Genomic DNA, 25,328 nt, shown 5'->3' with positions numbered 1-25,328 from the left:
GCTTCATATCCCGCGAATTCGCGCTATATCGAAGCCAACCAGAATTTGGGGGAAGCACATGGACGCCAGGACGACAGATTTTTCCGCCGTGCGGACGGCGATGCAGCGCTACGTTGATCAGGAGATCATTCCGGGCGCATCCTGGGCCGTGCTGCGCGGGCGCGAGGTGGTGGACCAGCAATGCGTCGGCTTTGCCGACCGCGAGGCCAACACCGCGCTGCGGCCCGATCATATCTTCCGCGCGTTCTCCAACACCAAGATCTTCGTCACGTCCGCGATCATGCTGCTGGTCGAGGAAGGCCGCATCGGGCTCGATGATCCGGTCGAGACATTCCTGCCGCAGCTCGGCAATCGCAAGGTGCTGAAGCCGGGCGCTTCGAGCCTTGCCGATGTCGAGCCGGCAAAGAGCCCGATCACGATCCGCCAGCTCCTGACCCACACCTCCGGCCTCAGCTACGGCATCTTTGATCCCGGCACGGTGCTGTTCAAGGGCTACAACGAGGCGCGCGTGCTCAATCCGCTGACGCCGCTCGCCGACCTGATCGACAGGCTGGCTGATCTGCCGCTGTCCTATCACCCTGGTACGGCCTGGGAATATTCGGTGGCGACGGACGTGCTCGGCCGTGTCGTGGAGGTCGTCTCCGGCCAGGCGCTCGATGTCTTTCTGAAGTTGCGCATCCTCGATCCGCTCGGCATGGCCGATACGGGCTTCCACGTTCCGGAGGCGCAGCAAGGCAGGCTGGTTGCGCTCTACAATGGCGCGGATGTGCTCGATCCCATGAAACCCGGCCTCACCCGGGCGGACCATCTGCCTTATCCGCAAGCCTATCGGCGGCAATTGCCGCGGCTGTCGGGCGGTGGCGGTCTGGTCTCGACCTTGTCCGACATGCTGGCGCTGGTCCGCGCGCTGCTGCCCGGTTCGGACACGCTGCTGAAGCCGGAGACTCAGCGGCAGATGATGACGAACCAGCTGCCCACGGGGCAGACCATCCGCTTTGCCACTCTCGGGCCGATCCCCGGCAAGGGGTTCGGCCTCGGCGGCGCCGTAACCTTCGCGCCGACGCCATTCGATCCCCCGAACTCGATCGGCGAATTCCAGTGGGGCGGCCTTGCCGGCACCCATTGGTGGATTTGCCCTGAGGCCGATACCGCCGGCGTGCTGATGACGCAGCGCTACATGGGCTTCTGGAATCCGTTCTTCTTCGAGTTCAAGCGCCTGGCGTATCAGGCGGTCGGCGCGGGCTGACGCGAAACGCGGCCCGGTCATCGAGCTCTGCCGCGACAAGCAAGGCGAGCGGAAGGCGTTGCCTCCCGCTCGCGATGCTGTCCTCAGTCCTTCCACGGATCGAACTCGCCTTCGCCGGCCATGGCGACGGCGAACGGCCGCAACGTGTGCAGCACCCGCACGGTGCCTGCGTGCTGGGCAAGCACGTCCGGCAGGCGGCGATAGGCCATCGGGCTCTCGTCGAGGTCGGCACCGATCAAGGTGACGCCGCGCTCGTTGAGCCACTGGTCCATCTCCGCGCGCGAGAAGCGCCGCTTCGCCTCCCGTCGTCCGAACAGGCGGCCGGCGCCGTGCACGGTCGAGTAGAGCGAAGCCTTGGCTTCCGGGCTGTCGACGCCTTCGAGGATGACGGCGTCGTCGCCCATCGAGCCGCCGACGAATCCCTTCTGGCCGGGAAACGCCGGCGTCGCGCCCTTGCGTACCACCCACAGATCCTTGCCGTCGTGGGTCTCACGCCAGGCATAGTTGTGGTGGTTGTGCACGCTCTCGGTCACGCTGCCGCCGATGATCCGGCGGACGCGCTCGACGACCCACTCGCGGCCCGCATAGGCGTAACGCCCGGCGAGCTGCATCGCCGCGATGTAGCGGCGGCCGAGCTCGCTATCCTCGTCGACCACGGCGGGCGGGACGTTCATGCCGTCCTTGCCGCCGGCGGCCTTGAGGTAGCGCGTCGCGGAGGTGTGGCCGAGACCGCGGCTGCCAAAGTGGACGCCGATCCAGACGAAGCCTTCCTCGTCGCGCATGAGGTCGACATAGTGGTTGCCCGACCCGACCGTGCCGAGCTGGCTCACCGCCTTCTGACGGTAGGCCTCCATGTCGCTCTCGCGCCAGGCATCGCCGTCGTCGAACAGATCGTGCTCGGCCCGTTCGGCATTGGCACGGCCGACGCCGAACGAGATCGTCCTGGCGACGTCGCGGATGATCGTGGGCAGGAGGCCTGCGATGTCGTCGAAGCGCGTATCGAGCTTTGCCGCCATGTTGCCGCAGCCGATATCGAAGCCGACGCCGGAGATGCTGATCTGCTTCTCATAGGCGATGACGCCGCCGACCGGCTGCGCATAGCCGAGATGACCGTCGGCGCAGATCACGCCCGACACGACGTTGCCGACCGCCATGCAGTTGCGCATCTGCGCGATCGTCGCGTCCTCGTGCGGGCCGAACACCTTCAGCGGCGCATTCTGGAAGCGGCCGTCCTGCATTCGGAACTCGGCGATCGAGCTCGCGGTTGCATTGGCCTCGCGGGCCAGATGCTCCTTGCGCGCGGCGTCCTTGTACAGGCACCAGGCCGGCTGGCCGCGTCCTTCGCCGACGCGCGAGTCGGGATCGACACCGGCGGCGAGGCAGAGCTCGCGGGCGCGTTCCATGTAGGGATCGGGTCGTCGCATGGTCGTGGGTCCTTGTCATTCCACGCGCACCCTAACCGGGGCGGCGGATCATTTCAGAGATTTTGAAAGGCCCCGGGCGCGTCTCGCGTCCGGGGCCGCTGTCGTCGTGCGCATCAGTGCAAAGCCGTCTCCGACGCCGCGATCCACGCGACCACGGCCTCAGAGAAGCCGTTGACGCGGGTCCAGGCGCCGTGGCCGACACCGTGCTGATACGAGGCCACGTTGACCATGGTGCCGCGCGCCCTGGGCTCGGGCACCTGGTCGTGGCTCTGTTCGTCGGTGAAGACGATCAGGCGATCGCCCTTGCGGTCGATCTCCGTCACGGCCTTGCCGAGATAGGTCCCGCCATGCGGCTGCGAGTTGATGATCGCATCCCTGAGCGCGAAGCCGCGGCGGGGCGGGACCTTCACGACCTCGTTGGAGAAGGTGAAGATCTCGACCTCGTCGCAGATCTCGCGCGCGAGGATGGCAAGACCGCACGCCGCCTCCGCGCGCGTCATTTCCGACTGCGCGGAGAGGGTTGCGAACATCGAGCCCGAGACGTCGATCAGGAGCCGTGTCCGGCCCGGAAGCCGCACATTGTCCTTGACCGACTTGAGCATCGCAGCCTCGAGCTCGGGCTCGAAGTCCGGCGCATAGCGCGCCGCCGTGATGAAGCGGTAGGGCAGGATACGATCCGTCCGCATCGCCTCGCGCCTGCGATGGTCTCACGCGGGACCTGCGCAGTCTGCATCAGCCGCAGATTGCGCAGCAGCGCCAGGCCGCCGAGCTTTCGCTCGGCGATCAGCCGCTCGAAGGTTTCGCGCTTGCTCTTGCCGGCCGAGAGCGAAACCTCCCAGGTGTCGGGGGAGGCGAGCTCGCCATCGACGAGCTGCTTCCACACATTCTCCTGCTCGGCATCCCAAGGCTTGGCGTGGACCAGGAACAGCACGTCCCTGATCCGCACGGCGCCGTCGCGATCCCACTTGGCGAGCTGGTAGGCGTCGAACTTGGTTAGCGCGCGGGCAAGACCCTTCTCAGCGCGAGCCCCGGGATCCGGGTCTCCCGTTCCGGCCGATGCCGGGTTGTTCGGTTGGGCCGCGCGGCGGGCAATAAAAAACCCTCCGGAGCGGCAGGCTCGGGAGGGTCCGTGAGAAGCGGACTGTCGATCTTGCGGTCAGGCAAGATCGCTCCCATGAGCCGGGCATGCGCAATCGAATAGCTTTGGGCTATTCGGCATGCGGACAATTCTTTCGTAGCGGTACGACATCGCTCGGTTCATGGTGTCTGTCGCAAACGGAAGTGCTTGCGAGGGCGCGGGACATACGCCCGCAACTTGCGGATGTCAAGCGAGACGCGCGCGAAGAAATTGGCAATGACGGACGCATGAGGTGCCAAACTATCTCGGCCTTGATGGATTTCGCTTCGGTTGGGTCGCCGCCTGGATCGACGAGCGCGGCGATCACGGCTTCGATTATTCGCCGGGCCTGACGCGTCTGCTCGCGCTGCCGCATGTGCGTGCGATGATCGACATGCCGATCGGATTGAAGCCGAGCGGCTATCGCGCGTGCGATCTGCGTGCGCGCGAGCTGATCGGCCCTGCCGTGTTTCTTGGCGCGCGCAGAGACCTCTGGAGCTTTCCCGACATGGCGGCGGCCAACCGCTTCTATTGGACGCATGAAGGCAAGGGCAGGGGAGTATCGGCGCAGCTCTGGAATATCAGGGACAAGATCAGAGAGGTCGACGAGGTCATGACACCGGCGCGGCAGGCAACGATCGGCGAAGCGCATCCGGAATTGGTGTTCCGGAATCTGGCAGGGCGTGTGCGGCTCGAGCCGAAGACGTCGCCGCGGGGCCGCGAGCAACGCGTTGCGCTGCTGACAGACCGGGGCTTCACCAGGGTCCAAAGATGGCTGACGCTTCGCCACGGCACCGGCATCGGCCGCGACGATCTCATCGATGCGTGTGCCTGCGCGGTCGCGGCACGCGACAGTACGCAACGTGTCGGCGGAGAGGAGATCGATCCGCGCGGATTGCGGATGGAGATCAACTTTTGAGGTCGATCAGCCGTCCCGATCGCCTTCGCCTTCGAAGTGGCTGCGACTATTGCGGCCTGGATTCGAGGAGACGCCCTCGTCGTTCAGTCTTGTTGCTCTCGCTTGGTATTCCTCGGCCATCGCTCGCAACCGTTGCGCGGCTTCGCTGTGCGCGAGATCGTTCGCGACGCGGCGACAGCGTTCAGCGTGATCGAGCAGAGCGCGTTTCTCGATGTTCATCCCGCGACAACGCGCGAGGGGGGCATTGGTCCCTCCGCGGGCTGCCGGAACAGCGCGATGTCTTCGCAGCGCAATCCGGGAAAAAACAGCAATATTTCCATGCCGCCTCGGAACGTGGCGCTGGAGCCGACGTTTTACGCCATAGGCTGTTGAGGGACAAAATGCCATGTACGACGTGTGCCAATTGGCGACCGCGATGCTTGCGATCGCCTTTACGGCGGTGCTGTTGATCACGGGTGAACGGTTCATCGAGCATCGACTGCAGCATGAGGCGATGACCCCGATTGTGGCGATGGCGACGCTGCCGCCATAAGCGCAGGTTCGCCGGGACGAAGTGTGACTTGCGCCGCACGGCGCCTCGCCTAGATTGAGCACGCCTCAGTCCATGCACCAAAGGTCCCGATGTCCGATCTGTCCGCCTTTCCCATCACCAAACGTTGGCCGGCGAAACATCCCGAACTGCTCCAGCTCTATTCCTTGCCGACGCCAAACGGCGTCAAGGTCTCGATCATGCTGGAGGAGATCGGACTTCCCTACGAAGTCCACCTGGTCGATTTCGGCAAGGACGATCAGAAGACGCCGGAGTTTCTCTCGCTCAATCCGAACGGCAAGATCCCGGTGATCCTCGATCCCAACGGTCCCGGGGGCAGGCCGCTGCCGCTGTTCGAGTCCGGAGCGATCCTGCAATACCTCGCGGAGAAGTCCGGCAAGCTTCTGCCGGAGGACCCCGCTCGCCGCTACCAGACCATCCAGTGGGTGCACTTTCAGATGGGCGGCATCGGGCCGATGTTCGGCCAGGTCGGCTTCTTCCACAAATTCGCCGGCAAGGATTTCGAGGACAAGCGGCCGCTCGAGCGTTACGTCAATGAGTCCAAACGCCTGCTCGGCGTGATGGAGACGCATCTTTCCGGCCGGCGGTGGTTCATGGATGACGACTACACCATCGCCGACATCTCCATGCTCGGCTGGGTGCGGAATCTCATCGGGTTCTACGGCGCCGGCGATCTGGTGGAGTTCAGCCGGTTCAAGGCGGTCGGCGCCTGGCTCGAACGCGGGCTGGCGCGTCCGGCGGTGCAGCGCGGGCTGAACATTCCGAAGCGGCCGTGACCTTCCCTAGAACAGGCGTCCGCCGTTCGGCACGGGCTTGCTCGGCTGCACCAGCACGACCTTGCCGCTTGCATCGGGGAAACCGAGGGTCAGCACCTCGGACACGACCGGGCCGATCTGGCGCGGCGGGAAGTTGACGACGGCCGCGACCTGTTGCCCAACGAGGGTATCGAGCGGGTGGTTTTCGGTGATCTGGGCCGAGCTCTTGCGCACGCCGATGGCGGGGCCGAAGTCGATCCACAGCCGCCAGGCCGGCTTGCGCGCCTCCGGAAACGGCTTGGCGTCGACGATGGTGCCGACACGGACATCGACCGCGAGGAAGCTGTTGAAGTCGATGGTCGGTGAGGCGGCAGCTGCGGGATCGTGGGTAACGTGCATGGGATGTCCGCTCGGAGAGTTGGGGTGGTCCGCAATATTGTCGCGCGAACCGGAGTTTCGTACAACGCCGCAACCGAAGCATCACGCATGCGCGAGGAAACGTCTTGTCCAACATCATCTACGGCATCAAGAACTGCGACACCATGAAGAAGGCCCGCGCCTGGCTCGATGCTCATGGCGTGTCTTACGAGTTTCACGACTACAAGGCGGCGGGCGTGGAGAAGGACAAGCTCAAGCAGTGGAGCGACAAGGTCGGCTGGGAGACGCTGCTCAATCGCGCCGGGACGACCTTCAAGAAGCTTCCAGACTCCGACAAGGAGGGCTTGAGCGAGAAGAAGGCGTTGGCATTGATGCTAGCGCAACCATCGATGATCAAGCGGCCGGTGCTGGAAATCGGCAGCAAGCTGCTGGTCGGCTTCAAGCCGGATATCTATGCCAAGGAGGTCGGCGCCAAAGCGCGCTGACCGCTAGTTCAGCTCGATGGTCTCGGCGGTGGTGCCGGGCCTCGGCTGGTCGGAGAACTCGACCGTCTCGGCGGGCGCGATGCGGGCAGGGGCGCGGTGAAACAGCTCGCGATCGATCACAGCGCGTAACTTTGGACGGGGCAGCGCGTCATTTCCGCGCATCAGGTTCTTGATCTCGAAGCCGCCGTCCTCGCAGAACGTCTTGATCGACGCGATGACGTGACAGACCTTGCCGTCGGTCTGGAAGGGCAGCAGCAGCCGTTCATAGGCGACGATGCGCCCGTAGGTGTCCTCGACATTGGCGATGCTGTAGACGGGCAGCCCGCGCGCGACGCATTCATGATATATCGGCATCACGAACGGGGCGAGCCGCGGCCCGACATAATCATCGAGCAGAACGCCCTTGCCGGTATGTCCATAGGCACGCGAGATGCGCGTGCCTTCGCTCTGGATGATGAGGCGCGGCGTCGGCGTCGAAAATTCGACCGTATAGTAGATGAGATCCGAGAGCTCCTCCTCGAGTCGCGCGGGCTGATACTCCCAGATCGCCGGCGCGACCTGCTGGCGCGCATAAAGTCGCAGCCACGTGTTCAGGAGATCGCGTTGCCGGATCGATTTGACGACGGAGGGAGCGGCGTTTGCAAAATCCAAAGCAATATTCTCCGCACGAGAAGACGCGCGCATGATCCCGCTTGTGGGAAAATTTTCGATGAAGGCTGGCGCACGGAACGAAAGACCGTTAACGACGGCTTGATGGCCGGTGCCTTGCGAACCGGGAGGCCGGGCAGGCACGACATCCAGACATCTCCGACTAAGGGAGCATTTGTATCCCAGCCGGAGGCCTGACCTGCTCAGCTTTCCGCCTTGCCTAACCCCCGTCACCTCCGGCATATTCCGCGCCCGGAGGCGGCGCTCCGGTTGGGCTCCAAGTCCTCCGGACAGCCGAAGCAACAAGGACAGCCACGCGCCGCGTGCGGGCAGGGGGAAATCTGTTTGGCCGATGAGTTCATTCTCGAAACGGAAGGCTTGACCAAGGAGTTTGCGGGCTTCTTCGCCGTCCGCGACGTTGCGCTCAAGGTTCGCCGTGGGAGCATTCACGCGTTGATCGGCCCGAACGGGGCCGGCAAGACGACCTGCTTTAATCTCTTGACCAAGTTCCTCAAACCGTCAGCCGGGAAAATCCTGTACAAGGGGCAGGACATCACGGCGATGGCGCCGGCCGACGTGGCCCGCATGGGCCTCGTGCGCTCGTTCCAGATTTCGGCGGTATTTCCGCATCTCACCGCGCAGGAAAACGTCCGTGTCGCGCTTCAGCGCCAGCACGGCTCCTCGTTCGATTTCTGGCGCTCCAAGTCCGTGCTCAACCGCTTCAACGATCGCGCGCGCGAGCTGCTCAACGATGTCGGCCTCAGCGAGTTTGCAAACACGCCGGCGGTCGAGATGCCCTATGGGCGCAAGCGCGCACTTGAGATAGCAACGACGCTCGCGCTCGACCCAGAGATGATGCTGCTCGACGAGCCGATGGCCGGCATGGGCCACGAGGACATCGACAAGATCGCGGCGCTGATCAAGCGCATTTCGGCGAAATACACCATCCTCATGGTCGAGCATAATTTGAGCGTCGTGGCCAATCTCTCCGACATCATCACCGTGCTGACGCGCGGGCAGGTGCTCGCGCAGGGCCATTACTCCGAGCTCACCAAGGACGAGCGCGTCAAGGAAGCCTATCTGGGAGCCGGTCATGCCTGACACTGCGATCGCCGAGGCCCCGGCCAGGGCCGCGACCGGCGGACCCATCCTCCAAGTCCGCAACCTCGAAGCCTGGTACGGCGAGTCCCACATCCTGCACGGGATCAACTTCGACGTGAACGCGGGCGAGGTCGTCACCTTGCTCGGGCGTAACGGCGCCGGCAAGACGACCACGCTGAAGTCGATCATGGGCATCATCGGCAAGCGCTCCGGCTCGGTGAAGTTCAACAACCAGGAGATCATACGCGCGACCTCCGACAGGATCGCGCGCATGGGCATCGCGTTCTGCCCGGAAGAGCGGGGCATTTTCGCCAGCCTCGACGTGCGGGAGAACTTGATGTTGCCGCCGGTCGTCCGCGAGGGCGGACTGCCGCTCGACCAGATCTTCGATCTGTTTCCGAACCTGAAGGAGCGGCTGGGCAGCCAGGGCACCAAGCTGTCGGGCGGCGAGCAGCAGATGCTCGCGATCGCGCGCATCCTGCGTACCGGTGCGAGTTTCCTGATGCTGGACGAGCCGACCGAGGGCCTTGCGCCCGTCATCATCCAGCAGATCGGTCACACCATTGCGCGGCTCAAGAAGGAGGGCTTCACGATCCTCCTGGTCGAGCAGAACTTCCGCTTCGCGTCCACCGTCGCCGACCGCTACTACGTGGTCGAGCACGGCAAGATCATTGACGGATTCTCCAACTCGGAGCTCGCCGCCAACATGGACAAGCTGCACACCTATTTGGGTGTCTAGAGCATGATCAGGACCCGGAGCGCCGCGTCAGCGCAAAGTGTGTAGCGATTTTCCGAAGAGACCGCTCAAGTTGAAGAACTGCCAACGAGAAAATTCAAAAAGGAAAGTTGCATGAAGACCAGGTCGATTGCGTCATTGCTGCTGACCACCGCGCTCACCTTCGCCGCAACAGGCGTCGCGTCGGCGCAGGACAAGACGGTCAAGATCGGCGCGCTGTCCGATCAGTCCGGGCTCTACGCCGACCTCGGCGGCCCCGGTTCGACGCTCGCCGCGCAGATGGCGGTCGAGGATTCCGGCCTCGCCGCGAAGGGCTGGAAGATCGACGTCATCTCCGGCGATCACCAGAACAAGCCCGATATCGGCACCGCGATCGCGCGGCAGTGGTTCGACGTCGACAAGGTCGACGTCATCGTCGACGTGCCGAACTCGGGCGTGGCGCTCGCCGTCAACAACGTGATCAAGGAAAAGAACGGCGTCTACATCAATTCGGGTGCGGCGACCTCCGACCTCAGCAATGCGCAGTGCTCGCCCAACACCGTGCACTGGACCTACGACACCTACATGCTGGCCCACACCACCGGCCAGGCGCTGGTGAAGGCCGGCGGCGACACCTGGTTCTTCCTGACCGCGGACTACGCCTTCGGTGCGGCGCTCGAGCGCGACACCAGCGCGGTCGTCACGGCCAACGGAGGCAAGGTGGTCGGCGGCGTCAAGCACCCGCTCAACACGCCGGACTTCTCCTCCTTCCTGCTCCAGGCGCAGGCCTCCAAGGCCAAGATCATCGGCCTTGCCAATGCCGGCGGCGACACCACCAACACGATCAAGCAGGCGGCCGAGTTCGGCATCGGCAAGGGCGGCCAGAAGCTCGCGGCGCTTTTGCTCTTCCTCACCGACGTCAAGGCGATCGGCCTGGAGACGGCGCAGGGACTGAATTTCACCGAGACGTTCTACTGGGACATGAACGACAAGACGCGGGCGTTCTCCAAGCGCTTCGCCGAGAAGATGAAGAACAATGCCCCGCCCACCATGGTGCAGGCCGGGGTCTATGCCGGCGTGCGTCACTATCTCAAGGCCCTCGAAGCGCTCGGCGGCAATTCGCATGACGGTGCCAAGATCGTCGAGAAGATGAAGTCGATGCCGACCGAGGACGACCTGTTCGGCAAGGGCGAGATCCAGCCCAACGGCCGCACCATCCACAACGCCTATCTGTTCGAGGTCAAGAAGCCCTCGGAGTCCAAGGGGCCATGGGACTTCTACAAGCTGGTCGGCACGGTGCCGGGCGACCAGGCTTTCACGCCGCTGGCCGAGAGCAAGTGCGCGCTGTTGAAGAAGTAAGATAACGGCCCGCAGGCCTCGAGGCCTGCGGGCGACTTTCAGGGAACGCCGAAGGGACCGGGTGCGGGATCGATGCAGGCTCTATACGCTCAGCTACTGGTGGGACTGATCAACGGCTCGTTCTACGCGCTGCTCAGTCTCGGGCTTGCCGTGATCTTCGGCATGCTCAACATCATCAATTTCGCCCATGGCGCGCTCTACATGATGGGCGCCTTCGTCGCCTATTTCCTGCTGAACCTCGGCGGGATCAACTACTGGTGGGCGTTGCTGCTCGCGCCCATCATCGTCGGCATCTTCGGCATGATCCTCGAGCGGACCATGCTGCAATGGCTGACCGGGCTCGATCATCTCTACGGCCTGCTGCTGACCTTCGGCATTGCGCTGATCGTGCAGGGCGTGTTCCAGAACTATTTCGGCTCCTCCGGCCTGCCTTACGCCATTCCGGACCAGCTCAAGGGCGGCATGAATCTCGGCTTCATGTTCTTACCCGTCTATCGCGGCTGGGTCGTCGTGTTCTCGCTGGTGGTGTGCCTTGCGACCTGGTTCCTGATCGAGAAGACGCAGCTCGGCGCCTACCTGCGCGCCGCCACCGAAAATCCGACGCTGGTGCGCGCTTTCGGCATCAACGTGCCGCGCATGATCACGCTGACCTACGGTCTCGGCGTCGGCCTTGCCGCGCTCGCCGGCGTGCTCTCGGCGCCGATCAACCAGGTGCGACCGCTGATGGGCGCCGACCTCATCATCGTGGTGTTCGCGGTGGTCGTGATCGGCGGCATGGGATCGATCATGGGCTCCATCATCACCGGCTTCGCGCTCGGTGTGATCGAGGGCTTGACCAAGTATTTCTACCCCGAGGCCTCCAACACCGTCGTGTTCGTGCTGATGGTGCTGGTGCTCTTGGTGAAGCCAACGGGATTGACGGGAAGGGCGGCCTGAGATGACAACCCTGACGGACGACACACTGCCGGTGACCCCTCGCGCGATGCGCGACGAGATGATCGTGTTCGTGGTGATGGCGCTGTTGCTGGCGGCCGTGCCATTCACGGGAGTCTATCCCTTCTTCGTGATGCAGGCGCTGTGCTTTGCGTTGCTTGCCTGCGCCTTCAATCTGCTGATCGGCTACGGCGGCCTGCTGTCCTTCGGCCACGCGATGTTCCTGGGCACGGCGGGCTATTGCAGCGCGCATGCGCTGAAGGTGTGGGCGCTGCCGCCGGAGCTAGGCATCCTCGTCGGCATCGCTGCGGCGTTCGTCCTGTCGATCATCACCGGCTACATCTCGATTCGCCGCCAGGGCATCTATTTCTCGATGATCACGCTGGCGCTGTCGCAGCTCCTGTACTTCATCTATCTCCAGGCCCCATTCACCCACGGCGAGGACGGCATCCAGGGCATCCCGCAGGGGCACATGTTCGGCATCTTCGATCTCTCCAAGCCGACGGTGCTCTATTACGTCGTGCTGGCGGGCTTCCTTGCCGGCTTCCTCCTGATCTTCCGCATCATCAACTCGCCGTTCGGCGAGGTGCTGAAGGCGATCCGCGAGAACGAGCCGCGCGCGATCTCGCTCGGCTACCGCACCGACCAGTACAAGTTCCTGGCCTTCGTCCTGTCGGGCACGCTGGCGGGCTTTGCCGGTTCGCTGAAGGTGTTCGTGGCGCAGAACGCCTCGCTCACCGACGTGCACTGGACGATGTCGGGCGAGGTCGTGCTGATGACGCTGGTCGGTGGCCTCGGCACCATCTTTGGCCCCGTGGTCGGCGCTTTCGTCATCATCGCCATGCAGCAATATCTGGCGGGTTTCGGCCAGTGGGTGACGGTGATCCAGGGCGCGATCTTCGTGATCTGCGTGCTCACCTTCCGCCGCGGCGTCATCGGCGAAATCGCGCATTACTTCCGCAGGTCGCTCTAAGCGATTGATCTTGCATCAATTTCACTGGTGCATGAAAGCGGTGGATGACCCGGCTCCGCGGGCGTGAGATGACACGCGCGCGGATCGAAAATGGTCTATGACAGTTTCATGACAGCCCTCCGGGCCTGACCATTTCCAACCGGTAGCCTATCCCCATGATGCGTTGGTTTCGTGCGTTCCTGCCCAAGGAAGAACGGTTCTTCGACCTGTTCGACCGGCATGCCCAGACGGTGATCCAGGGCGCGATCGCGCTCCAGGGCATGCTCAATGGGGGCGAGGAGACGCCGGTCTATTGCCAGCGCGTCAACCAGTTCGAGAACGACGCCGACAACATCACCCGTGAGGTGCTGACGGCGGTGCGGCGCACCTTCATCACCCCGTTCGACCGCGGCGACATCAAGAACCTCATCACGTCGCTTGACGATGCCATCGACCAGATGCAGCAGACGGCCAAGGCGGTCATGCTGTTCGAGGTCCGTACCTTCGAGCCGCCCATGCGTGAGATCGGCGGGCTCCTGATCGAATGCGCCAATCTGGTCGGGCGTGCGCTGCCGCTGATGCAGTCGATCGGCCCGAACGTCGCCATGCTGACCGCCATTACCGAAGAGCTCGGCAAGCTGGAGGGCCGGGTCGACGATCTCCACGACATCGGCCTGAAGGAGCTGTTCCTGAAGCATCGCGAGGGCAATGCGATGGACTTCATCGTCGGCGTCGAGATCTACGACCACCTCGAGAAGGTGGCCGATCGCTTCGACGACGTCGCGAACGAGATCAACAGCATCGTCATCGAGCAGGTGTAACGCATGATCCGGAAAAGTGTCCTGCGGTTTTCCGCTCAGATCATGCGCAAGGTGTAAGGCAGGGCCGCCGTGGATGCCGCGTTGGGTCTTCCCATCCTGGTCGGCTTGATCGCCGTCGCGCTGCTGTTCGACTTCCTGAACGGCCTGCACGACGCCGCCAATTCGATCGCGACCATCGTCTCGACCCGCGTGTTGCGGCCGCAATTCGCGGTGTTCTGGGCCGCCTTCTTCAATTTCATCGCCTTCATGGTGTTCGGACTGCACGTCGCCCAGACCATCGGCACCGGCATCATCGATCCCGCGGTCGTCGACGCCCAGGTGATCTTCGCAGCGCTCGTCGGCGCGATCGTCTGGAACCTCGTGACCTGGGCGCTCGGCATCCCGTCCTCGTCGTCGCACGCGTTGATCGGCGGCCTCGTCGGCGGCGGCATGGCCAAGGCGGGGATTTCGGCCGCGGTATGGAGCGGCCTGTCCAAGACGGTGCTGGCAATCGTGCTGTCGCCGCTGGTCGGCTTCCTGCTCGCCATGATGCTGGTGGCGATCGTGTCCTGGGCCTCGGTGCGCTCGACGCCGTTCGCGGTCGATCGCGCCTTTCGCATCCTGCAATTCGCCTCCGCCTCGCTCTATTCGCTCGGCCATGGCGGCAACGACGCGCAGAAGACCATGGGCATCATCGCGGTGCTGCTGTATTCGCAGGGTCATCTCGGCAGCGAGTTCTCGGTGCCGTTCTGGGTGGTGCTGTCCTGCCAGGCGGCGATGGCGCTTGGCACGCTGATGGGCGGCTGGCGCATCGTCCGCACCATGGGCCTGCGCATCACGAAATTGACGCCTATGCAGGGCTTTTGCGCCGAAACGGGGGGCGCCGCGACCCTGTTCATGGCGACCTATCTCGGAGTTCCCGTCTCGACCACCCACACCATCACCGGCGCCATCGTCGGCGTCGGCGCCGCCCGCCGCGTCTCGGCGGTCCGCTGGAACGTCGCGAGCTCGATCGTCTATGCCTGGGTGATCACGATCCCGGCCTCGGCCATCGTCGCGGCGCTGACGTGGTGGCTGGTCCAGATCTTCGTCAAGTGACGAGCTTCAGTCCGATGATCCCGGCGACGATCAGGGCGATGCTGGCAAGGCGCATGGCCGTTGCCGGCTCGCCGAACAGGACGATGCCGAGCGTCGCAGTGCCCACCGCGCCGATGCCGGTCCAGACCGCATAGGCGGTTCCGACCGGAAGCGATTTGAGCGCAAGTCCGAGCAGGATGACGCTGCCGGCCATGGCAACCAGGGTGATCACCGACGGCACAAGCTTGGTAAACCCCTCAGTGTATTTCAGGCCAATCGCCCACGTGATCTCGAGAAGGCCGGCGACAAACAGGATGCTCCAGGCCATGACGGCCCTCCATTTCAGGCAGGGTCGTCCCCGCGGCTGAGGTGCTGAGAAACGGAAGGCCGTCCTTCCCGAAAGCCGATATGGGGCTGGCCGAATGGCTCCGCAATCACCAAATGAGGCTTGATCAGGCCCGTTTTCCCTGCCACACGCTCCCGCCATGTCCGACATCGCCATCACCACAGCCGAATCGCCGGCCCGTTCCCCGCTTGCCGCTGAAGTGGCGCGGCGGCGGACCTTTGCGATCATCTCCCACCCTGACGCCGGCAAGACCACGCTGACCGAAAAACTGCTGCTGTTCGGCGGCGCCATCAATCTCGCCGGCCAGGTCAAGGCCAAGGGCGAGCGGCGCAATACGCGTTCGGACTGGATGAAGATCGAGCGCGAACGCGGCATCTCGGTCGTGACCTCGGTGATGACCTTCGAGTTCGAAGGCCTCGTGTTCAACCTCCTGGACACGCCGGGCCACGAGGACTTTTCGGAAGACACCTATCGCACGCTCACCGCGGTCGATTCCGCCGTGATGGTGATCGACGCCGCCAAGGGCATCGAGGCGCGCACCCGGAAGCTGTTCGAGGTGTGTCGCCTGCGCGACATTCCGATCATCACCTTCATCAACAAGATGGACCGCGAGAGCCGCGACGTTTTCGAGCTGCTCGACGAGATCGAGAAGACGCTGGCGCTCGATACCACGCCGATGACCTGGCCGGTCGGTCGCGGCCGCGACTTCCTCGGCACCTATGACGTCGTCAATGGCGGCGTGCGCCTGCTCGAAGGCGGTGGCGCCAAGACCGGTGCGGCGCAGCAGATCGAGATCGAGGAACTCGCCAAGCTCAACGCCAATCTCGACGTCGCTGCCGTGAAGGACGAGCTCGAACTCGTCACCGCGGCGTCAAAGCCGTTCGAGCTCGCGGCGTTCCGCGAAGGTCATCTGACGCCGGTCTATTTCGGCAGCGCGCTGCGCAATTTCGGCGTCGGCGACCTCCTGGAAGGTCTCGGCAAGTTCGCGCCCGAGCCGCGTGCGCAGGACAGCGACCAGCGCAAGGTCGAGGCCACCGATCCGCGCATGAGCGCCTTCGTGTTCAAGATCCAGGCCAACATGGATCCGAACCACCGCGACCGCATCGCCTTCGCTCGTCTGTGCTCCGGCAAGCTCAGCCGCGGCATGAAGGCGAAGCTCGTGCGCACCGGCAAGAGCATGCCGCTGTCGAGCCCGCAATTCTTCTTCGCCCAGGACCGCTCGGTCGCGGACGAAGCCTTCGCAGGTGACGTCGTCGGTATTCCCAACCACGGCACGCTGCGCATCGGCGATACCCTGACGGAAGGGGAAGATTTCAACTTCGTCGGCGTACCGAGCTTCGCTCCGGAAATCGTCCGCCGCGTCCGTCTCACCGACGCGATGAAGGCGAAGAAGCTGAAGGAAGCGCTTCAGCAGATGTCGGAGGAGGGCGTGGTGCAGGTGTTCCGCCCGCGCGACGGCGCGCCGGCGCTGGTCGGCGTGGTCGGGGCGCTCCAGCTCGACGTGCTGAAGGCGCGGCTCGAGGCGGAGTATTCGCTGCCGGTCGAGTTCGAGGTCAGCGAATTTCAGCTGGCGCGCTGGGTCTCCTCGGAGGACCGCAAGAAGCTCGACACCTTCATCGCCGCCAACACCTCCAGCATCGCCGACGACGTCGACGGCGATCCCGTGTATCTCGCCCGGAACGAATTCTATCTCGGCTACACCAGGGAGCGCGCCGAGGGCATCGAGTTCAGCAACGTCAAGGACGTCAAGAAGAAGGGGTAGGGCAGCCACGTCCCTCCGCCGCGCAGCCATACCCTCCGCTACCATGCCCCGGCTTGACCGGGGCATCCAGGAGCGGATTTGAACGCGTATGTGAACGAGCGCAGGCTTGATACACGCGCGGCCAGTGCCACTTTCCATCGGGACGGGTACCGTGGTTTCGTGGTCATGTGGCGCACTCTCCTTGTACTCCTCCTTGTGACAATCCTGCCGGCATCGGCCGATGCATGGCGCCGCCCTCTCGAAGAGGAGCCGTTCTCGTATGAGCCGTGCGGCGGGCCGTTTCAGGGACCTTGCATCACCGAAATTCCATTTCCATTCGGCGAGACTCTCCAGCTCACGGTCGAGAGCGTTCCATCGCAAGCCGACATTGCGAAGTACCGGCGGCCCGATCATGACCTTGATACGATCGGCGATCTCTTCGCCGAGCTGCGTTCGTGCTGGTCACCTCCTCCCGCTGACGATGCGCGGGCGGGCATGCAGATGTCGGTGCGGTTCAGCCTCAACCGGTCGGGCGGTCTGATCGGCCCGCCGCGCATGACATTTGCGACCGCGGGCGTCCCCGCCGACACCCGCGCAACCTATCTCAATGCCATCAACGCATCGTTGAAGGCCTGCCTGCCGCTGAAATTCACCAGCGGCTTTGGCGGCGCGCTGGCGGGCAGGCCGATCGCGATCCGCTATGTCGACAATCGCGAGCTTGCGAAGTAGCACCGCTCTGTCTCCTCATCCTGAGGAGCGCGCACCGCGCGCGTCTCGAAGGATGAAAGGCCCCGCTGTCGCGACAGCCGGGCCTGCATGGTTCGAGACGGCGCTGACGCGCCTCCTCACCATGAGGAGGAAGAGTTGCGACCGCGAGCCAATCGATGATACCTCAGAGGCGGGGGCTGTGGCCAAAAGGGGAGGATGTCGTGGGTCTGCTGGTCATGATCCTGGGGCTTGCGCTGTTTTTTGCGGCGCATGTGTTCACAACCAAACGCGAGATGCGCGCCGAGGCGATCGCAAGGCTGGGCGAGGGGTCCTACAAGATCCTCTATTCGCTCATCTCGCTGGCGGGGCTCGCGATGATCATCTGGGGCTATGCCCAGTATCGCGCCACCGGCTGGATCGACGTCTGGTATCCGCCGAAGGCCATGAAGCACATCACGCTCGCATTGATGCTGCCCGCGGTCATCCTGGTGGTCGCGTCATATCTGCGCGGCCGCATCTATGTGACATTGAAGCACCCGATGCTGGCGGGCATCAAGCTGTGGGCTGCCGCGCACCTGCTCGCCAACGGCGATCTCGGCTCCATCATCCTGTTCGGCTCGTTCCTGGGCTGGGCCGTGTATGACCGTATTTCGCTCAAGCATCGCACCGACGCCGGCGGCCCGCCGATTCCGGTCGGCGGCATCACCAACGATCTGATCGCAGTGGCGGTCGGCATCGTCGCCTATTTGGCGCTGGCGTTCGCATTCCATCCGGTCGTGATCGGTGTTCCCGTCATCGGCGTCTAGCCATTCGGCACAAGACAGGAGCTGCTTGCCTATGCGCGGAAGGGAGCAAGAGCAACAACACCGAGGCACGCCGATGGACTGGTCGCAATCGCAGCTCCCGCCGATGCGGTACGAGGCGCGTTTTGGTGATCGGGTCGTGCCCGCCTTCCGGGATCGGCCGGCGAGCCTGTGGGCGATGATCGCGGAAGCCTGCGCCCGCAATCCCGATGGTGAAGCGCTGATCGCAGGCAATGTCCGCCTGAGCTGGCAGCAGGCCGTGGAGCAGGCCGCACGGATTGCAGCGGGATTTCGCAGGCTTGGATTGCAGCGCGGCGACCGTGTCGCGATCCTGCTCGGTAACCGCGTCGAGTTTCCCCTGCTGCTGTTTGCCGCCGCGCATGAGGGGCTGGTGACGGTGCTGCTCGGCACGCGCCAACAGAAACCGGAAATCGCTTATGTGCTGACCGATTGCGGCGCAAAGATCCTGATCCACGAAGCGGCGCTCGCCGAGCGGCTGCCGGATGCGCAGGATGTGCCCGATGTGATGCACCGTATCGCCGTCGACGATGATCCGGCTCTGTCGCGTTTCGCGGTGCTCGCCGACAACCCGTCGGCCGCGGCGCCTGTCGAGGTCAGCGAGGAGGACACCGCGATGATCCTCTACACCTCGGGCACCACGGGCAAGCCGAAGGGCGCGATGCTGGCCCATTGCAACATCGTACATTCCTCGATGGTCTTCGTCTCCTGCCTGCAATTGACGGAAACCGACCGTTCCATCGCAGCGGTGCCGCTCGGCCATGTCACCGGCGTCGTCGCCAACATCACGACCATGATCCGCTGCGGCGGCGCGCTGATCATCATGCCGGAGTTCAAGGCCGCCGATTACCTCAAGCTCGCCGCGCGCGAGCGCGTCACCTACACGGTGATGGTGCCGGCGATGTACAATCTCTGCCTGCTGCAGCCCGATTTCGACGGCTACGATCTCTCGAGCTGGCGCATCGGCGGCTTCGGCGGCGCGCCGATGCCGGTCGCGACCATCGAGAAGCTCAAGGAGAAGATTCCCGGCCTGAAGCTGATGAACTGCTACGGCGCGACCGAGACGACGTCGCCCTCGACGATCATGCCGGGCGAATTGACGGCGAGCCACATCGACAGCGTCGGCCTGCCGTGCCCCGGCGCGCGCATTGTGGCGATGGATCCGGATGGGCGCGAACTGCCTCACGGCGAGATCGGCGAGATCTGGATCCAGAGCGCCTCCGTCATCAAGGGCTATTGGAATAACCCCAAAGCGACGGCCGAAAGCTTCACCAGCGGGTTCTGGCACTCGGGCGATCTCGGCTCGGTCGACGCGGAGGGGTTTGTCCGCGTGTTCGACCGGCAAAAGGACATGATCAACCGTGGCGGCCTGAAGATCTATTCGGCCGAGGTCGAATCCGTGCTGGCGGGGCATCCCGCCGTGGTCGAGAGCGCGATCATTGCCAGGGCATGCCCCGTGCTGGGCGAGCGCGTCCACGCGGTCGTGGTGACGCGCAGCCCGGTCGCGGACACCGAGCTGCGGGCCTGGTGCGCGGAGCGGCTGTCGGACTACAAGGTGCCCGAAACCATGGCGATCATCGCAGACCCGTTGCCGCGCAATGCCAACGGCAAGGTGCTGAAACGGCAGCTGCGGGAGCTCCTGGGGGCTTGAGCCGGGCAGCGGCCATCCCGGGCTCTCCCGGGTGGTTAACGCCTTGATCGGGCTCGCTTTGCCTTGCCACCGCCATATCGTTAGGGTACCTCGCCGCCAAGCGGGGACGGGATTCCTGACGCGGACGCTTCGGCGCGCGCACCCGGACGGGTATGGGATTAACATAAGTGTCTGAATTATTTAACGAAGTCGACGAGGAAGTACGTCGCGAACAGCTCAAGAAGCTGTGGGACAAGTATTCGATTGTCTTCATCGCCCTGATGGTGCTGGTCGTGGCCGCCGTCGGTGGCTGGCGCGGCTATCAATATCTGGAGGCCAGGAAGGCCGCCGAGGCCGGCGCCGCCTTCGAGAAGGCCGTCGAACTATCCGAGCAGGACAAGCACGCCGACGCCGAGAAGGCCTTCACCGAGCTCGCCGCCACGGCTCCGTCCGGCTATCGCACCCTGGCGCGGCTGCGTGCTGCCGCCGAGGCCGCGAGCCGCGATCCCAAGGCCGCCGCGAAGATGTATGACGACATTGCCGCCGATCGCAGCGTCGGCGGGGAGTGGCAGGACCTGGCGAAGATCCGCGCCGCCGGCCTGCTGCTCGACAGCTCCAGCTATGCCGACATGCAGCAGCGGCTGGAGCCATCCGCCGCGCCGAAGTCGACCTTCCGGCACAGCGCCCGTGAGATGCTGGCATTGTCGGCCTGGCGTAACAACGACATGACCGCAGCCCGCAAATGGCTCGACGCGATTGACGGAGACGGGGAAACGCCGCCCGGCCTGCGCTCGCGCGCCGAGGCGCTCCAGGCCCTGCTGCCGCCCGTCGCCAAGAGCTGATGCCGGCCCTCTGACTTGAGACGAGACACAAGATGCGCCGCACGCCACGCTTGATCGCAGCCGCCGTCCTGATCGCCTTCACGGGCGTTCTGGGCGGCTGCTCCAGCTTCGATCCAAGCGACATGCTCGACTTCCTCGACACCAAGAAGAAGCTGCCGGGCGACCGCAAGCCGGTCTTCCCGGAGGGCGTTCCGGGCCTCGAGCAGGGCGTGCCGAGGGAGCTGTACAAGGGCGCGCAGCAGCAGCCTGATCCGAACGCGCCTGCCGTCGCGGCTCTGCCCGCGGAGCCCCCGCCGGAACCCGCCAGGCCAGCAAAGGGGGCCAAGGCGAAGCAGACGAGGCAGCCAGCCGCAGCGGCGCCGGCTGAAGCGCCCGCCGGCGAGATCGACGGCGAGGCCCAGCCGGAGGCTGCGCCACCCACGGCCGCTCCGCCGCCGAAGCACAAGATCGTCCGCAAGCGCACCACCGCACCGCCGCCGGATCAGCCCGTCCAGCAGGCGCAACCGGCCCAGACCACCCAGCAGCAATCGCAGAGCGCTTTCCCGGCGCCGCTGCCGAGTGGCAGCTTCTCGCGCTGATATTCTTCATTGCATTGACAGGCGCAGCCCCGGCAGCGCACGAATGACCGATGTCCTTCACAATCGCCATCATCGGCCGGCCCAATGTCGGCAAATCGACGCTGTTCAACCGCCTGGTTGGACAGAAGCTCGCGCTTGTCGATGACCTGCCGGGCGTCACCCGCGACCGCCGCGAAGGCGAGGCCAGGCTCGGCGACCTCCAGTTCACCATCATCGATACCGCCGGCCTCGACGAGGGCGCCAGGGGCTCGCTGACCGCGCGCATGCAGGAGCAGACCGAAACCGCGATCGCGCAAGCCGACGCGCTGTTCTTCGTCGTCGATGCCCGCATTGGTCTCACGCCCACCGATCGCGCCTTCGCCGATTTCGCCCGCAAGGCCAACAAGCCGGTGCTGCTGATCGCCAACAAGAGCGAGGGCAAGCATGGCGATGCCGGCGCAATGGAGGCCTTTGCGCTCGGCCTCGGCGATCCCATCCAGATTTCGGCCGAGCATGGCGAGGGCATGGGCGAGCTCTATGACGCGCTGGCCAAGCTGATGCCGGAGCCCGTCGACGAGGACGACGAAGGCGAGGACGACACGCCGCTCTCGGAGGAGGAGGCCGCGACGCGTCCGATCCGGGTCGCCATCGTCGGTCGGCCCAATGCCGGCAAGTCGACGCTGATCAATCATCTGCTCGGCGAGGAGCGTCTGCTGACGAGCCCGGAGGCCGGCACCACGCGCGATTCCATCGCGGTCGAGATCAACTGGAAGGGCCGCGATTTTCGCGTCTTCGACACCGCAGGCCTGCGCCGGCGCTCGCGGATCGAGGAGAAGCTGGAGAAGCTCTCGGTCGCCGATGCGCTGCGCGCGGTGCGCTTTGCCGAAGTCGTCGTGCTGATGATGGATTCGCAGAACCGCTTCGAGGAGCAGGATCTGCGTATCGCGGACCTCATTGAGCGCGAGGGCCGCGCCGTCGTGCTCGCCGTGAACAAATGGGACCTGATGGAGACCAAGGGCGGCGGCGCCATCTCGGGCCTGCGCCGCGACGCGGATCATTGGCTGCCGCAGCTCAAGGGCGTGCCGATCGTCGCCGTCTCGGGCCTGATGGGCGAGGGCATCGACCGACTGATGCAGGCGATCCAGGACGCCTACGCGATCTGGAACAGGCGCGTGCCCACCTCTGCGCTCAATCGCTGGTTCGAGCAGGCGGTCCAGGCCAATCCGCCGCCGGCGGTGTCCGGCCGCAGGCTGAAGCTGAACTACATCACGCAGAACAAGGCGCGCCCGCCGAGCTTCGTGCTGTTCTGCTCGCGTGCGGACGCTGTGCCGCAATCTTACTTGCGCTATCTCACCAACTCCATGCGCGAGACCTTCGAACTGCCGGGCACGCCGGTGCGCATCACCCTGCGCGAGAAGGCCAATCCCTTCGCACACAAGCGCAAGCGGCCGTCGTGAGTGACGGTGCGGGCGAGGCGGCAGCGGCAAGCGCTGCGCCAGCCCGGCGCGGCGCGGTCGCCTTCATATTCGTCACCATCCTGCTCGACATGCTCGCGCTCGGCGTGATCATGCCGATCCTGCCGAAGCTGATCGAGAGCTTCGTCGACAACGACACCGCACACGCGGCGCGCATCTTCGGCCTGTTCGGCACCGCCTGGGCCTTGATGCAGTTCGTGTTCTCGCCACTGCTCGGCGCGTTGTCGGATCGCTTCGGACGGCGGCCGGTGGTGCTGCTGTCGAATTTCGGGCTCGCGGCCGACTACGTGTTGATGGCACTGGCCCCGTCTCTGTTCTGGCTGTTCATCGGCCGCGTGATATCAGGCATTACCTCGGCCAGCATCTCGACCGCCTTTGCCTATATCGCCGACATCACGCCGCCGGAGCGGCGCGCGGCGGTCTTCGGCAGGATCGGCGCTGCCTTCGGGGCCGGCTTCATCTTGGGGCCGGCGCTCGGCGGCCTGCTCGGCGACATCGATCCACGCCTGCCGTTCTGGGCCTCGGCAGCCCTGAGCTTCGCCAATGCGCTCTATGGGCTCTTCGTCCTGCCGGAATCGCTGGCGCCCGACCAGCGCGCGCCGTTCCGCTGGAGAAGTGCCAGTCCGGTCGGGGCACTGCATCTGTTGCGATCCAACGCGGTGTTGGCCGCGCTGTCGGTCGTGAATTTCATCGCGCAGGTCGCGCATGTCGTGCTGCCCTCGACCTTCGTGCTCTATGCGACCTATCGCTACGGCTGGGATTCCAAGACCGTGGGACTGACGCTCGCGATGGTCGGCATCTGCGCCATGGTTGTGCAGGGGCTCGCCATCGGCCCGATCGTGCGCGCGCTCGGCGAGCGGAATGCACTCTTGATGGGCCTGTGCTGTGGTGCGATCGGCTTCGTGGTCCTGGGCGTGGCGCCGACCGGGCCGCTGTCTTGGCTCGGCATTCCCATTTTGTCGCTGTGGGGCATCTCGGGTGCCGCCTCGCAATCCCTGATGACGCGGCTGGTCGCGCCCGATCAGCAGGGCCAGTTGCAGGGCGCGACCGCGAGCGTGCAGAGCGTCTCGCAACTCGTCGGCCCGTTCCTGTTCACCCTGACGTTTTCCTATTTCATCGGCGCCAGCGCGCCGCTGCATCTGCCCGGCGCGCCGTTCCTGCTCGCAGCGGTGCTGATGGTGGTGTGCGTGGCGATTGCGGTGCGGACGCTGGGCGCGACGAAGACGGCCTGATTGTCCGTCATGGCCGGGCCTGTCCCGGCCATCCACGTTCTTTCCCTCTGGCCTGAAACGTGGATGCCCGGGACAAGCCCGGGCATGACGCCGTTAAGACCTTGCACGACCGCTACGCGGTCACTTCTTCACCAGCGGGCAGTCGCTGTCCTTGAGCGGCTTGGCCGCGTCCTCAGGCGCGATGGTGGCGACCAGCTTGTAATAGTCCCATGGGCCCTTCGACTCCTCGGGCTTCTTCACCTCGAACAGATAGGCCGGGATGAGGCGGCGGCCGTCGGCGCGCAGCGGTCCCTTGCCGAACAGCGGATCGTCGGTCGGCAGCTCCTTCATCTTGGCGACGACCTTGGCGCCGTCATGCGGATTGCTGCCGAGCGCGTCCATCGCCTTCAGGTAATGCAGGATCTCGGCATAGAGGCCCGCAACCGTCATCGAGGGCATCGAGCCCTTGGGCGAGACCTTCTGGAAGCGCTTCGACCATTCGCGCGTCTGGTCGTTGAGGTCCCAATAGAAGGACTCTGTGAAGGTCAGGCCCTGCGCGGTCTTCAGGCCCAGCGAGTGCACGTCGTTGATGAACAGCAGCAGGGCGGCGAGCTTCTGACCGCCCTGGACGATGCCGAATTCGGCGGCCTGCTTGATCGCGTTGGTGGTGTCGCCGCCCGCATTGGCGAGGCCGATGATCTTGGCCTTGGAGGACTGCGCCTGGAGCAGGAACGAGGAGAAGTCCGCCGTGTTCAGCGGGTGCTTGACGCCGCCGAGCACCTTGCCGCCGGTGGCTGTGACGACCGCGCCGGTGTCACGCTCCAGCGCATGGCCGAAGGCATAGTCCGCGGTGAGGAAGAACCAGCTATCGCCGCCCGCCTTGGTCAGCGCCTTGCCGGTGCCGTTGGCGAGCATGTAGGTATCGTAAGTGAACGAGACGGTGTTGGGCGTGCAGGCCTTACCGGTGAGGTCGGCGGTGGCCGCGCCCGAATTGAGCAGCACCGCGTTCTTTTCCTTGACGAGGTTGCTCACCGCGAGCGCAACGCCGGAGCTCGGCGTGTCCGCGATGGCGTCGACCTTGTCGGCATCGATCCATTGCCGGGCAATGTTGACGCCGATGTCGGGCTTGTTCTGGTGGTCGCCGGAGAGGACCTCGATGGTCCAGCCCTTGGCCTTGAGGCCGGAATCTTCGACCGCCATCTTCACCGCCGCGACCGAATTCGGGCCGCCGATGTCGGCGTAGAGGCTCGACATGTCGTTGAGCACGCCGATCTTGACGGTCTTGTCCTGGGCGTAGGCGGATGTGGCAAAACCGAAAGCGGCGCAGGCAAGAAGCGCCGCGGAGCGGCGTGCGAACGTCGTCGTCATAAAAGGTCTCCTCCAATGTCAAATATGCGGACGGCTCTCTTCCGGAGCCTTGTTTCCGGCTGATGGCTCTAACCTGTCCCGCGGCCGGCGGCAATGCACCTAAAGCCGGATGACGCTGCGTCTTAGCGTCATCCGGCGGTTAACTATTGGGCAAGATGCGTTGAGGCGCT

Annotated in this window: 26 protein-coding genes and 2 pseudogenes; 20 read left to right on the top strand and 8 right to left on the bottom strand. The window is 64.7% G+C overall.

The window, feature by feature from the left end; translation table 11 throughout:
* Positions 1–58 precede the first annotated feature (58 nt).
* A complete protein-coding gene (locus tag AC1RQP_RS05285; protein WP_492936139.1) occupies positions 59–1,246 on the top strand; it encodes a serine hydrolase domain-containing protein in 1,188 nt (395 codons plus the stop codon).
* 182 nt (positions 1,247–1,428) lie between these two features.
* Here the strand turns inward: AC1RQP_RS05285 and AC1RQP_RS05280 are convergent.
* From AC1RQP_RS05280 to AC1RQP_RS05270, 3 genes and pseudogenes are all read right to left on the bottom strand, one after another.
* Positions 1,429–2,400, bottom strand: a pseudogene (locus tag AC1RQP_RS05280) (RtcB family protein); the annotation flags it as partial.
* A gap of 383 nt (positions 2,401–2,783) precedes the next feature.
* Entirely contained in the window at positions 2,784–3,356 is a 573-nt protein-coding gene (locus AC1RQP_RS05275; protein WP_492936138.1) for a hypothetical protein, read from the bottom strand.
* 89 nt (positions 3,357–3,445) lie between these two features.
* Positions 3,446–3,553: pseudogene (locus AC1RQP_RS05270) on the bottom strand (hypothetical protein); the annotation flags it as partial.
* A gap of 487 nt (positions 3,554–4,040) precedes the next feature.
* On the opposite strand from AC1RQP_RS05270, the gene AC1RQP_RS05265 reads away from it, so the two are divergent.
* Positions 4,041–4,706: a DUF429 domain-containing protein gene (locus AC1RQP_RS05265; protein WP_492936137.1), complete on the top strand. Its 666-nt coding sequence runs from the start codon at positions 4,041–4,043 to the stop codon at positions 4,704–4,706.
* A 6-nt stretch (positions 4,707–4,712) separates the two neighbouring features.
* On the opposite strand, the gene AC1RQP_RS05260 is transcribed toward AC1RQP_RS05265, so the two are convergent.
* Positions 4,713–4,925 (bottom strand): hypothetical protein, encoded by a 213-nt coding sequence (locus AC1RQP_RS05260; RefSeq protein ID WP_492936136.1) that lies wholly within the window; start codon positions 4,923–4,925, stop codon positions 4,713–4,715.
* 166 nt (positions 4,926–5,091) lie between these two features.
* On the opposite strand from AC1RQP_RS05260, the gene AC1RQP_RS05255 reads away from it, so the two are divergent.
* On the top strand, positions 5,092–5,238 hold the full coding sequence (locus AC1RQP_RS05255) for a hypothetical protein (protein WP_239623201.1): 147 nt from the start codon (positions 5,092–5,094) through the stop codon (positions 5,236–5,238).
* Positions 5,239–5,327: 89 nt separating this feature from the next.
* The gene (locus tag AC1RQP_RS05250; protein WP_239623202.1) at positions 5,328–6,032 is read left to right on the top strand and encodes a glutathione S-transferase family protein; all 705 of its coding nucleotides are present in this window, start codon (positions 5,328–5,330) and stop codon (positions 6,030–6,032) included.
* A gap of 6 nt (positions 6,033–6,038) precedes the next feature.
* On the opposite strand, the gene AC1RQP_RS05245 is transcribed toward AC1RQP_RS05250, so the two are convergent.
* Positions 6,039–6,410 carry a tRNA-binding protein gene (locus AC1RQP_RS05245; RefSeq protein WP_239623203.1) on the bottom strand — a complete coding sequence of 124 codons (372 nt, stop codon included), beginning with the start codon at positions 6,408–6,410 and terminating at the stop codon, positions 6,039–6,041.
* A gap of 104 nt (positions 6,411–6,514) precedes the next feature.
* Here AC1RQP_RS05245 and AC1RQP_RS05240 point away from each other — a divergent pair, with 104 nt between their 5' ends.
* Positions 6,515–6,874: an ArsC family reductase gene (locus AC1RQP_RS05240; RefSeq protein WP_492936135.1), complete on the top strand. Its 360-nt coding sequence runs from the start codon at positions 6,515–6,517 to the stop codon at positions 6,872–6,874.
* A gap of 3 nt (positions 6,875–6,877) precedes the next feature.
* On the opposite strand, the gene AC1RQP_RS05235 is transcribed toward AC1RQP_RS05240, so the two are convergent.
* Positions 6,878–7,558, bottom strand: coding sequence for a hypothetical protein (locus tag AC1RQP_RS05235; RefSeq protein ID WP_492936134.1), 681 nt, complete (start codon positions 7,556–7,558; stop codon positions 6,878–6,880).
* A 309-nt stretch (positions 7,559–7,867) separates the two neighbouring features.
* On the opposite strand from AC1RQP_RS05235, the gene AC1RQP_RS05230 reads away from it, so the two are divergent.
* The 7 genes from AC1RQP_RS05230 (at position 7,868) to AC1RQP_RS05200 (ending at position 14,480) form a co-directional block, all read left to right on the top strand.
* Complete coding sequence (locus tag AC1RQP_RS05230; RefSeq protein ID WP_028178025.1) at positions 7,868–8,623, top strand: ABC transporter ATP-binding protein; 756 nt, start codon at positions 7,868–7,870, stop codon at positions 8,621–8,623.
* The gene (locus AC1RQP_RS05225) at positions 8,616–9,362 is read left to right on the top strand and encodes an ABC transporter ATP-binding protein (RefSeq protein ID WP_028178026.1); all 747 of its coding nucleotides are present in this window, start codon (positions 8,616–8,618) and stop codon (positions 9,360–9,362) included. Before AC1RQP_RS05230 ends, AC1RQP_RS05225 begins: the two co-directional genes overlap by 8 nt.
* Positions 9,363–9,473: 111 nt before the next feature.
* Complete coding sequence (locus AC1RQP_RS05220; RefSeq protein WP_239623206.1) at positions 9,474–10,697, top strand: ABC transporter substrate-binding protein; 1,224 nt, start codon at positions 9,474–9,476, stop codon at positions 10,695–10,697.
* Positions 10,698–10,769: 72 nt separating this feature from the next.
* A complete protein-coding gene (locus AC1RQP_RS05215) occupies positions 10,770–11,633 on the top strand; it encodes a branched-chain amino acid ABC transporter permease (protein ID WP_028178028.1) in 864 nt (287 codons plus the stop codon).
* Between the two features lies 1 nt (position 11,634).
* On the top strand, positions 11,635–12,603 hold the full coding sequence (locus tag AC1RQP_RS05210) for a branched-chain amino acid ABC transporter permease (RefSeq protein ID WP_239623207.1): 969 nt from the start codon (positions 11,635–11,637) through the stop codon (positions 12,601–12,603).
* Positions 12,604–12,758: 155 nt separating this feature from the next.
* A complete protein-coding gene (locus AC1RQP_RS05205; protein ID WP_061876714.1) occupies positions 12,759–13,403 on the top strand; it encodes a DUF47 domain-containing protein in 645 nt (214 codons plus the stop codon).
* A gap of 69 nt (positions 13,404–13,472) precedes the next feature.
* A complete protein-coding gene (locus AC1RQP_RS05200) occupies positions 13,473–14,480 on the top strand; it encodes an inorganic phosphate transporter (protein ID WP_492936133.1) in 1,008 nt (335 codons plus the stop codon).
* On the opposite strand, the gene sugE is transcribed toward AC1RQP_RS05200, so the two are convergent.
* A complete protein-coding gene (sugE, locus tag AC1RQP_RS05195; protein WP_492936132.1) occupies positions 14,473–14,787 on the bottom strand; it encodes a quaternary ammonium compound efflux SMR transporter SugE in 315 nt (104 codons plus the stop codon). The genes AC1RQP_RS05200 and sugE overlap by 8 nt on opposite strands.
* 157 nt (positions 14,788–14,944) lie before the next feature.
* Here sugE and AC1RQP_RS05190 point away from each other — a divergent pair, with 157 nt between their 5' ends.
* The 8 genes from AC1RQP_RS05190 to AC1RQP_RS05155 all read left to right on the top strand — a co-directional run bounded on the left by AC1RQP_RS05190 (position 14,945) and on the right by AC1RQP_RS05155 (position 23,811).
* The gene (locus AC1RQP_RS05190) at positions 14,945–16,567 is read left to right on the top strand and encodes a peptide chain release factor 3 (protein WP_492936131.1); all 1,623 of its coding nucleotides are present in this window, start codon (positions 14,945–14,947) and stop codon (positions 16,565–16,567) included.
* 165 nt (positions 16,568–16,732) lie between these two features.
* Entirely contained in the window at positions 16,733–17,275 is a 543-nt protein-coding gene (locus AC1RQP_RS05185; protein WP_492936386.1) for a UCP034077 family protein, read from the top strand.
* Positions 17,276–17,475: 200 nt separating this feature from the next.
* The gene (locus tag AC1RQP_RS05180; protein ID WP_082821888.1) at positions 17,476–18,060 is read left to right on the top strand and encodes an NnrU family protein; all 585 of its coding nucleotides are present in this window, start codon (positions 17,476–17,478) and stop codon (positions 18,058–18,060) included.
* A 73-nt stretch (positions 18,061–18,133) separates the two neighbouring features.
* On the top strand, positions 18,134–19,726 hold the full coding sequence (locus AC1RQP_RS05175) for a class I adenylate-forming enzyme family protein (RefSeq protein ID WP_492936130.1): 1,593 nt from the start codon (positions 18,134–18,136) through the stop codon (positions 19,724–19,726).
* 167 nt (positions 19,727–19,893) lie between these two features.
* Positions 19,894–20,547, top strand: coding sequence for a tetratricopeptide repeat protein (locus tag AC1RQP_RS05170; protein ID WP_239623212.1), 654 nt, complete (start codon positions 19,894–19,896; stop codon positions 20,545–20,547).
* 32 nt (positions 20,548–20,579) lie between these two features.
* Positions 20,580–21,125, top strand: a complete 546-nt coding sequence (locus tag AC1RQP_RS05165) for a hypothetical protein (protein ID WP_239623213.1) — start codon at positions 20,580–20,582, stop codon at positions 21,123–21,125.
* A 50-nt stretch (positions 21,126–21,175) separates the two neighbouring features.
* Positions 21,176–22,561: a ribosome biogenesis GTPase Der gene (der, locus tag AC1RQP_RS05160; RefSeq protein ID WP_492936129.1), complete on the top strand. Its 1,386-nt coding sequence runs from the start codon at positions 21,176–21,178 to the stop codon at positions 22,559–22,561.
* Positions 22,558–23,811: a TCR/Tet family MFS transporter gene (locus AC1RQP_RS05155; RefSeq protein WP_492936128.1), complete on the top strand. Its 1,254-nt coding sequence runs from the start codon at positions 22,558–22,560 to the stop codon at positions 23,809–23,811. The genes der and AC1RQP_RS05155 overlap by 4 nt, the downstream gene beginning before the upstream one ends.
* Positions 23,812–23,931: 120 nt before the next feature.
* Here the strand turns inward: AC1RQP_RS05155 and AC1RQP_RS05150 are convergent, their stop codons facing one another.
* A complete protein-coding gene (locus AC1RQP_RS05150; protein ID WP_239623216.1) occupies positions 23,932–25,158 on the bottom strand; it encodes an ABC transporter substrate-binding protein in 1,227 nt (408 codons plus the stop codon).
* Positions 25,159–25,328: the final 170 nt, after the last annotated feature.

The sequence above is a fragment of the Bradyrhizobium sp. GW821-FHT13H06 genome (genome assembly GCF_058803975.1).
This window is presented reverse-complemented; position numbering and strand designations above follow the sequence as displayed.

Coding starts and splice junctions, on each gene's coding strand:
- AC1RQP_RS05285 (WP_492936139.1), top strand. CDS start 59: ATGGACGCCAGGACGACAGATTTTTCCGCCGTGCGGACGGCGATGCAG.
- AC1RQP_RS05275 (WP_492936138.1), bottom strand. CDS start 3,356: ATGCGGACGGATCGTATCCTGCCCTACCGCTTCATCACGGCGGCGCGC.
- AC1RQP_RS05260 (WP_492936136.1), bottom strand. CDS start 4,925: ATGAACATCGAGAAACGCGCTCTGCTCGATCACGCTGAACGCTGTCGC.
- AC1RQP_RS05255 (WP_239623201.1), top strand. CDS start 5,092: ATGTACGACGTGTGCCAATTGGCGACCGCGATGCTTGCGATCGCCTTT.
- AC1RQP_RS05250 (WP_239623202.1), top strand. CDS start 5,328: ATGTCCGATCTGTCCGCCTTTCCCATCACCAAACGTTGGCCGGCGAAA.
- AC1RQP_RS05245 (WP_239623203.1), bottom strand. CDS start 6,410: ATGCACGTTACCCACGATCCCGCAGCTGCCGCCTCACCGACCATCGAC.
- AC1RQP_RS05235 (WP_492936134.1), bottom strand. CDS start 7,558: ATGCGCGCGTCTTCTCGTGCGGAGAATATTGCTTTGGATTTTGCAAAC.
- AC1RQP_RS05225 (WP_028178026.1), top strand. CDS start 8,616: ATGCCTGACACTGCGATCGCCGAGGCCCCGGCCAGGGCCGCGACCGGC.
- AC1RQP_RS05220 (WP_239623206.1), top strand. CDS start 9,474: ATGAAGACCAGGTCGATTGCGTCATTGCTGCTGACCACCGCGCTCACC.
- AC1RQP_RS05215 (WP_028178028.1), top strand. CDS start 10,770: ATGCAGGCTCTATACGCTCAGCTACTGGTGGGACTGATCAACGGCTCG.
- AC1RQP_RS05210 (WP_239623207.1), top strand. CDS start 11,635: ATGACAACCCTGACGGACGACACACTGCCGGTGACCCCTCGCGCGATG.
- AC1RQP_RS05205 (WP_061876714.1), top strand. CDS start 12,759: ATGATGCGTTGGTTTCGTGCGTTCCTGCCCAAGGAAGAACGGTTCTTC.
- sugE (WP_492936132.1), bottom strand. CDS start 14,787: ATGGCCTGGAGCATCCTGTTTGTCGCCGGCCTTCTCGAGATCACGTGG.
- AC1RQP_RS05190 (WP_492936131.1), top strand. CDS start 14,945: ATGTCCGACATCGCCATCACCACAGCCGAATCGCCGGCCCGTTCCCCG.
- AC1RQP_RS05185 (WP_492936386.1), top strand. CDS start 16,733: ATGTGGCGCACTCTCCTTGTACTCCTCCTTGTGACAATCCTGCCGGCA.
- AC1RQP_RS05175 (WP_492936130.1), top strand. CDS start 18,134: ATGGACTGGTCGCAATCGCAGCTCCCGCCGATGCGGTACGAGGCGCGT.
- AC1RQP_RS05165 (WP_239623213.1), top strand. CDS start 20,580: ATGCGCCGCACGCCACGCTTGATCGCAGCCGCCGTCCTGATCGCCTTC.
- der (WP_492936129.1), top strand. CDS start 21,176: ATGTCCTTCACAATCGCCATCATCGGCCGGCCCAATGTCGGCAAATCG.
- AC1RQP_RS05150 (WP_239623216.1), bottom strand. CDS start 25,158: ATGACGACGACGTTCGCACGCCGCTCCGCGGCGCTTCTTGCCTGCGCC.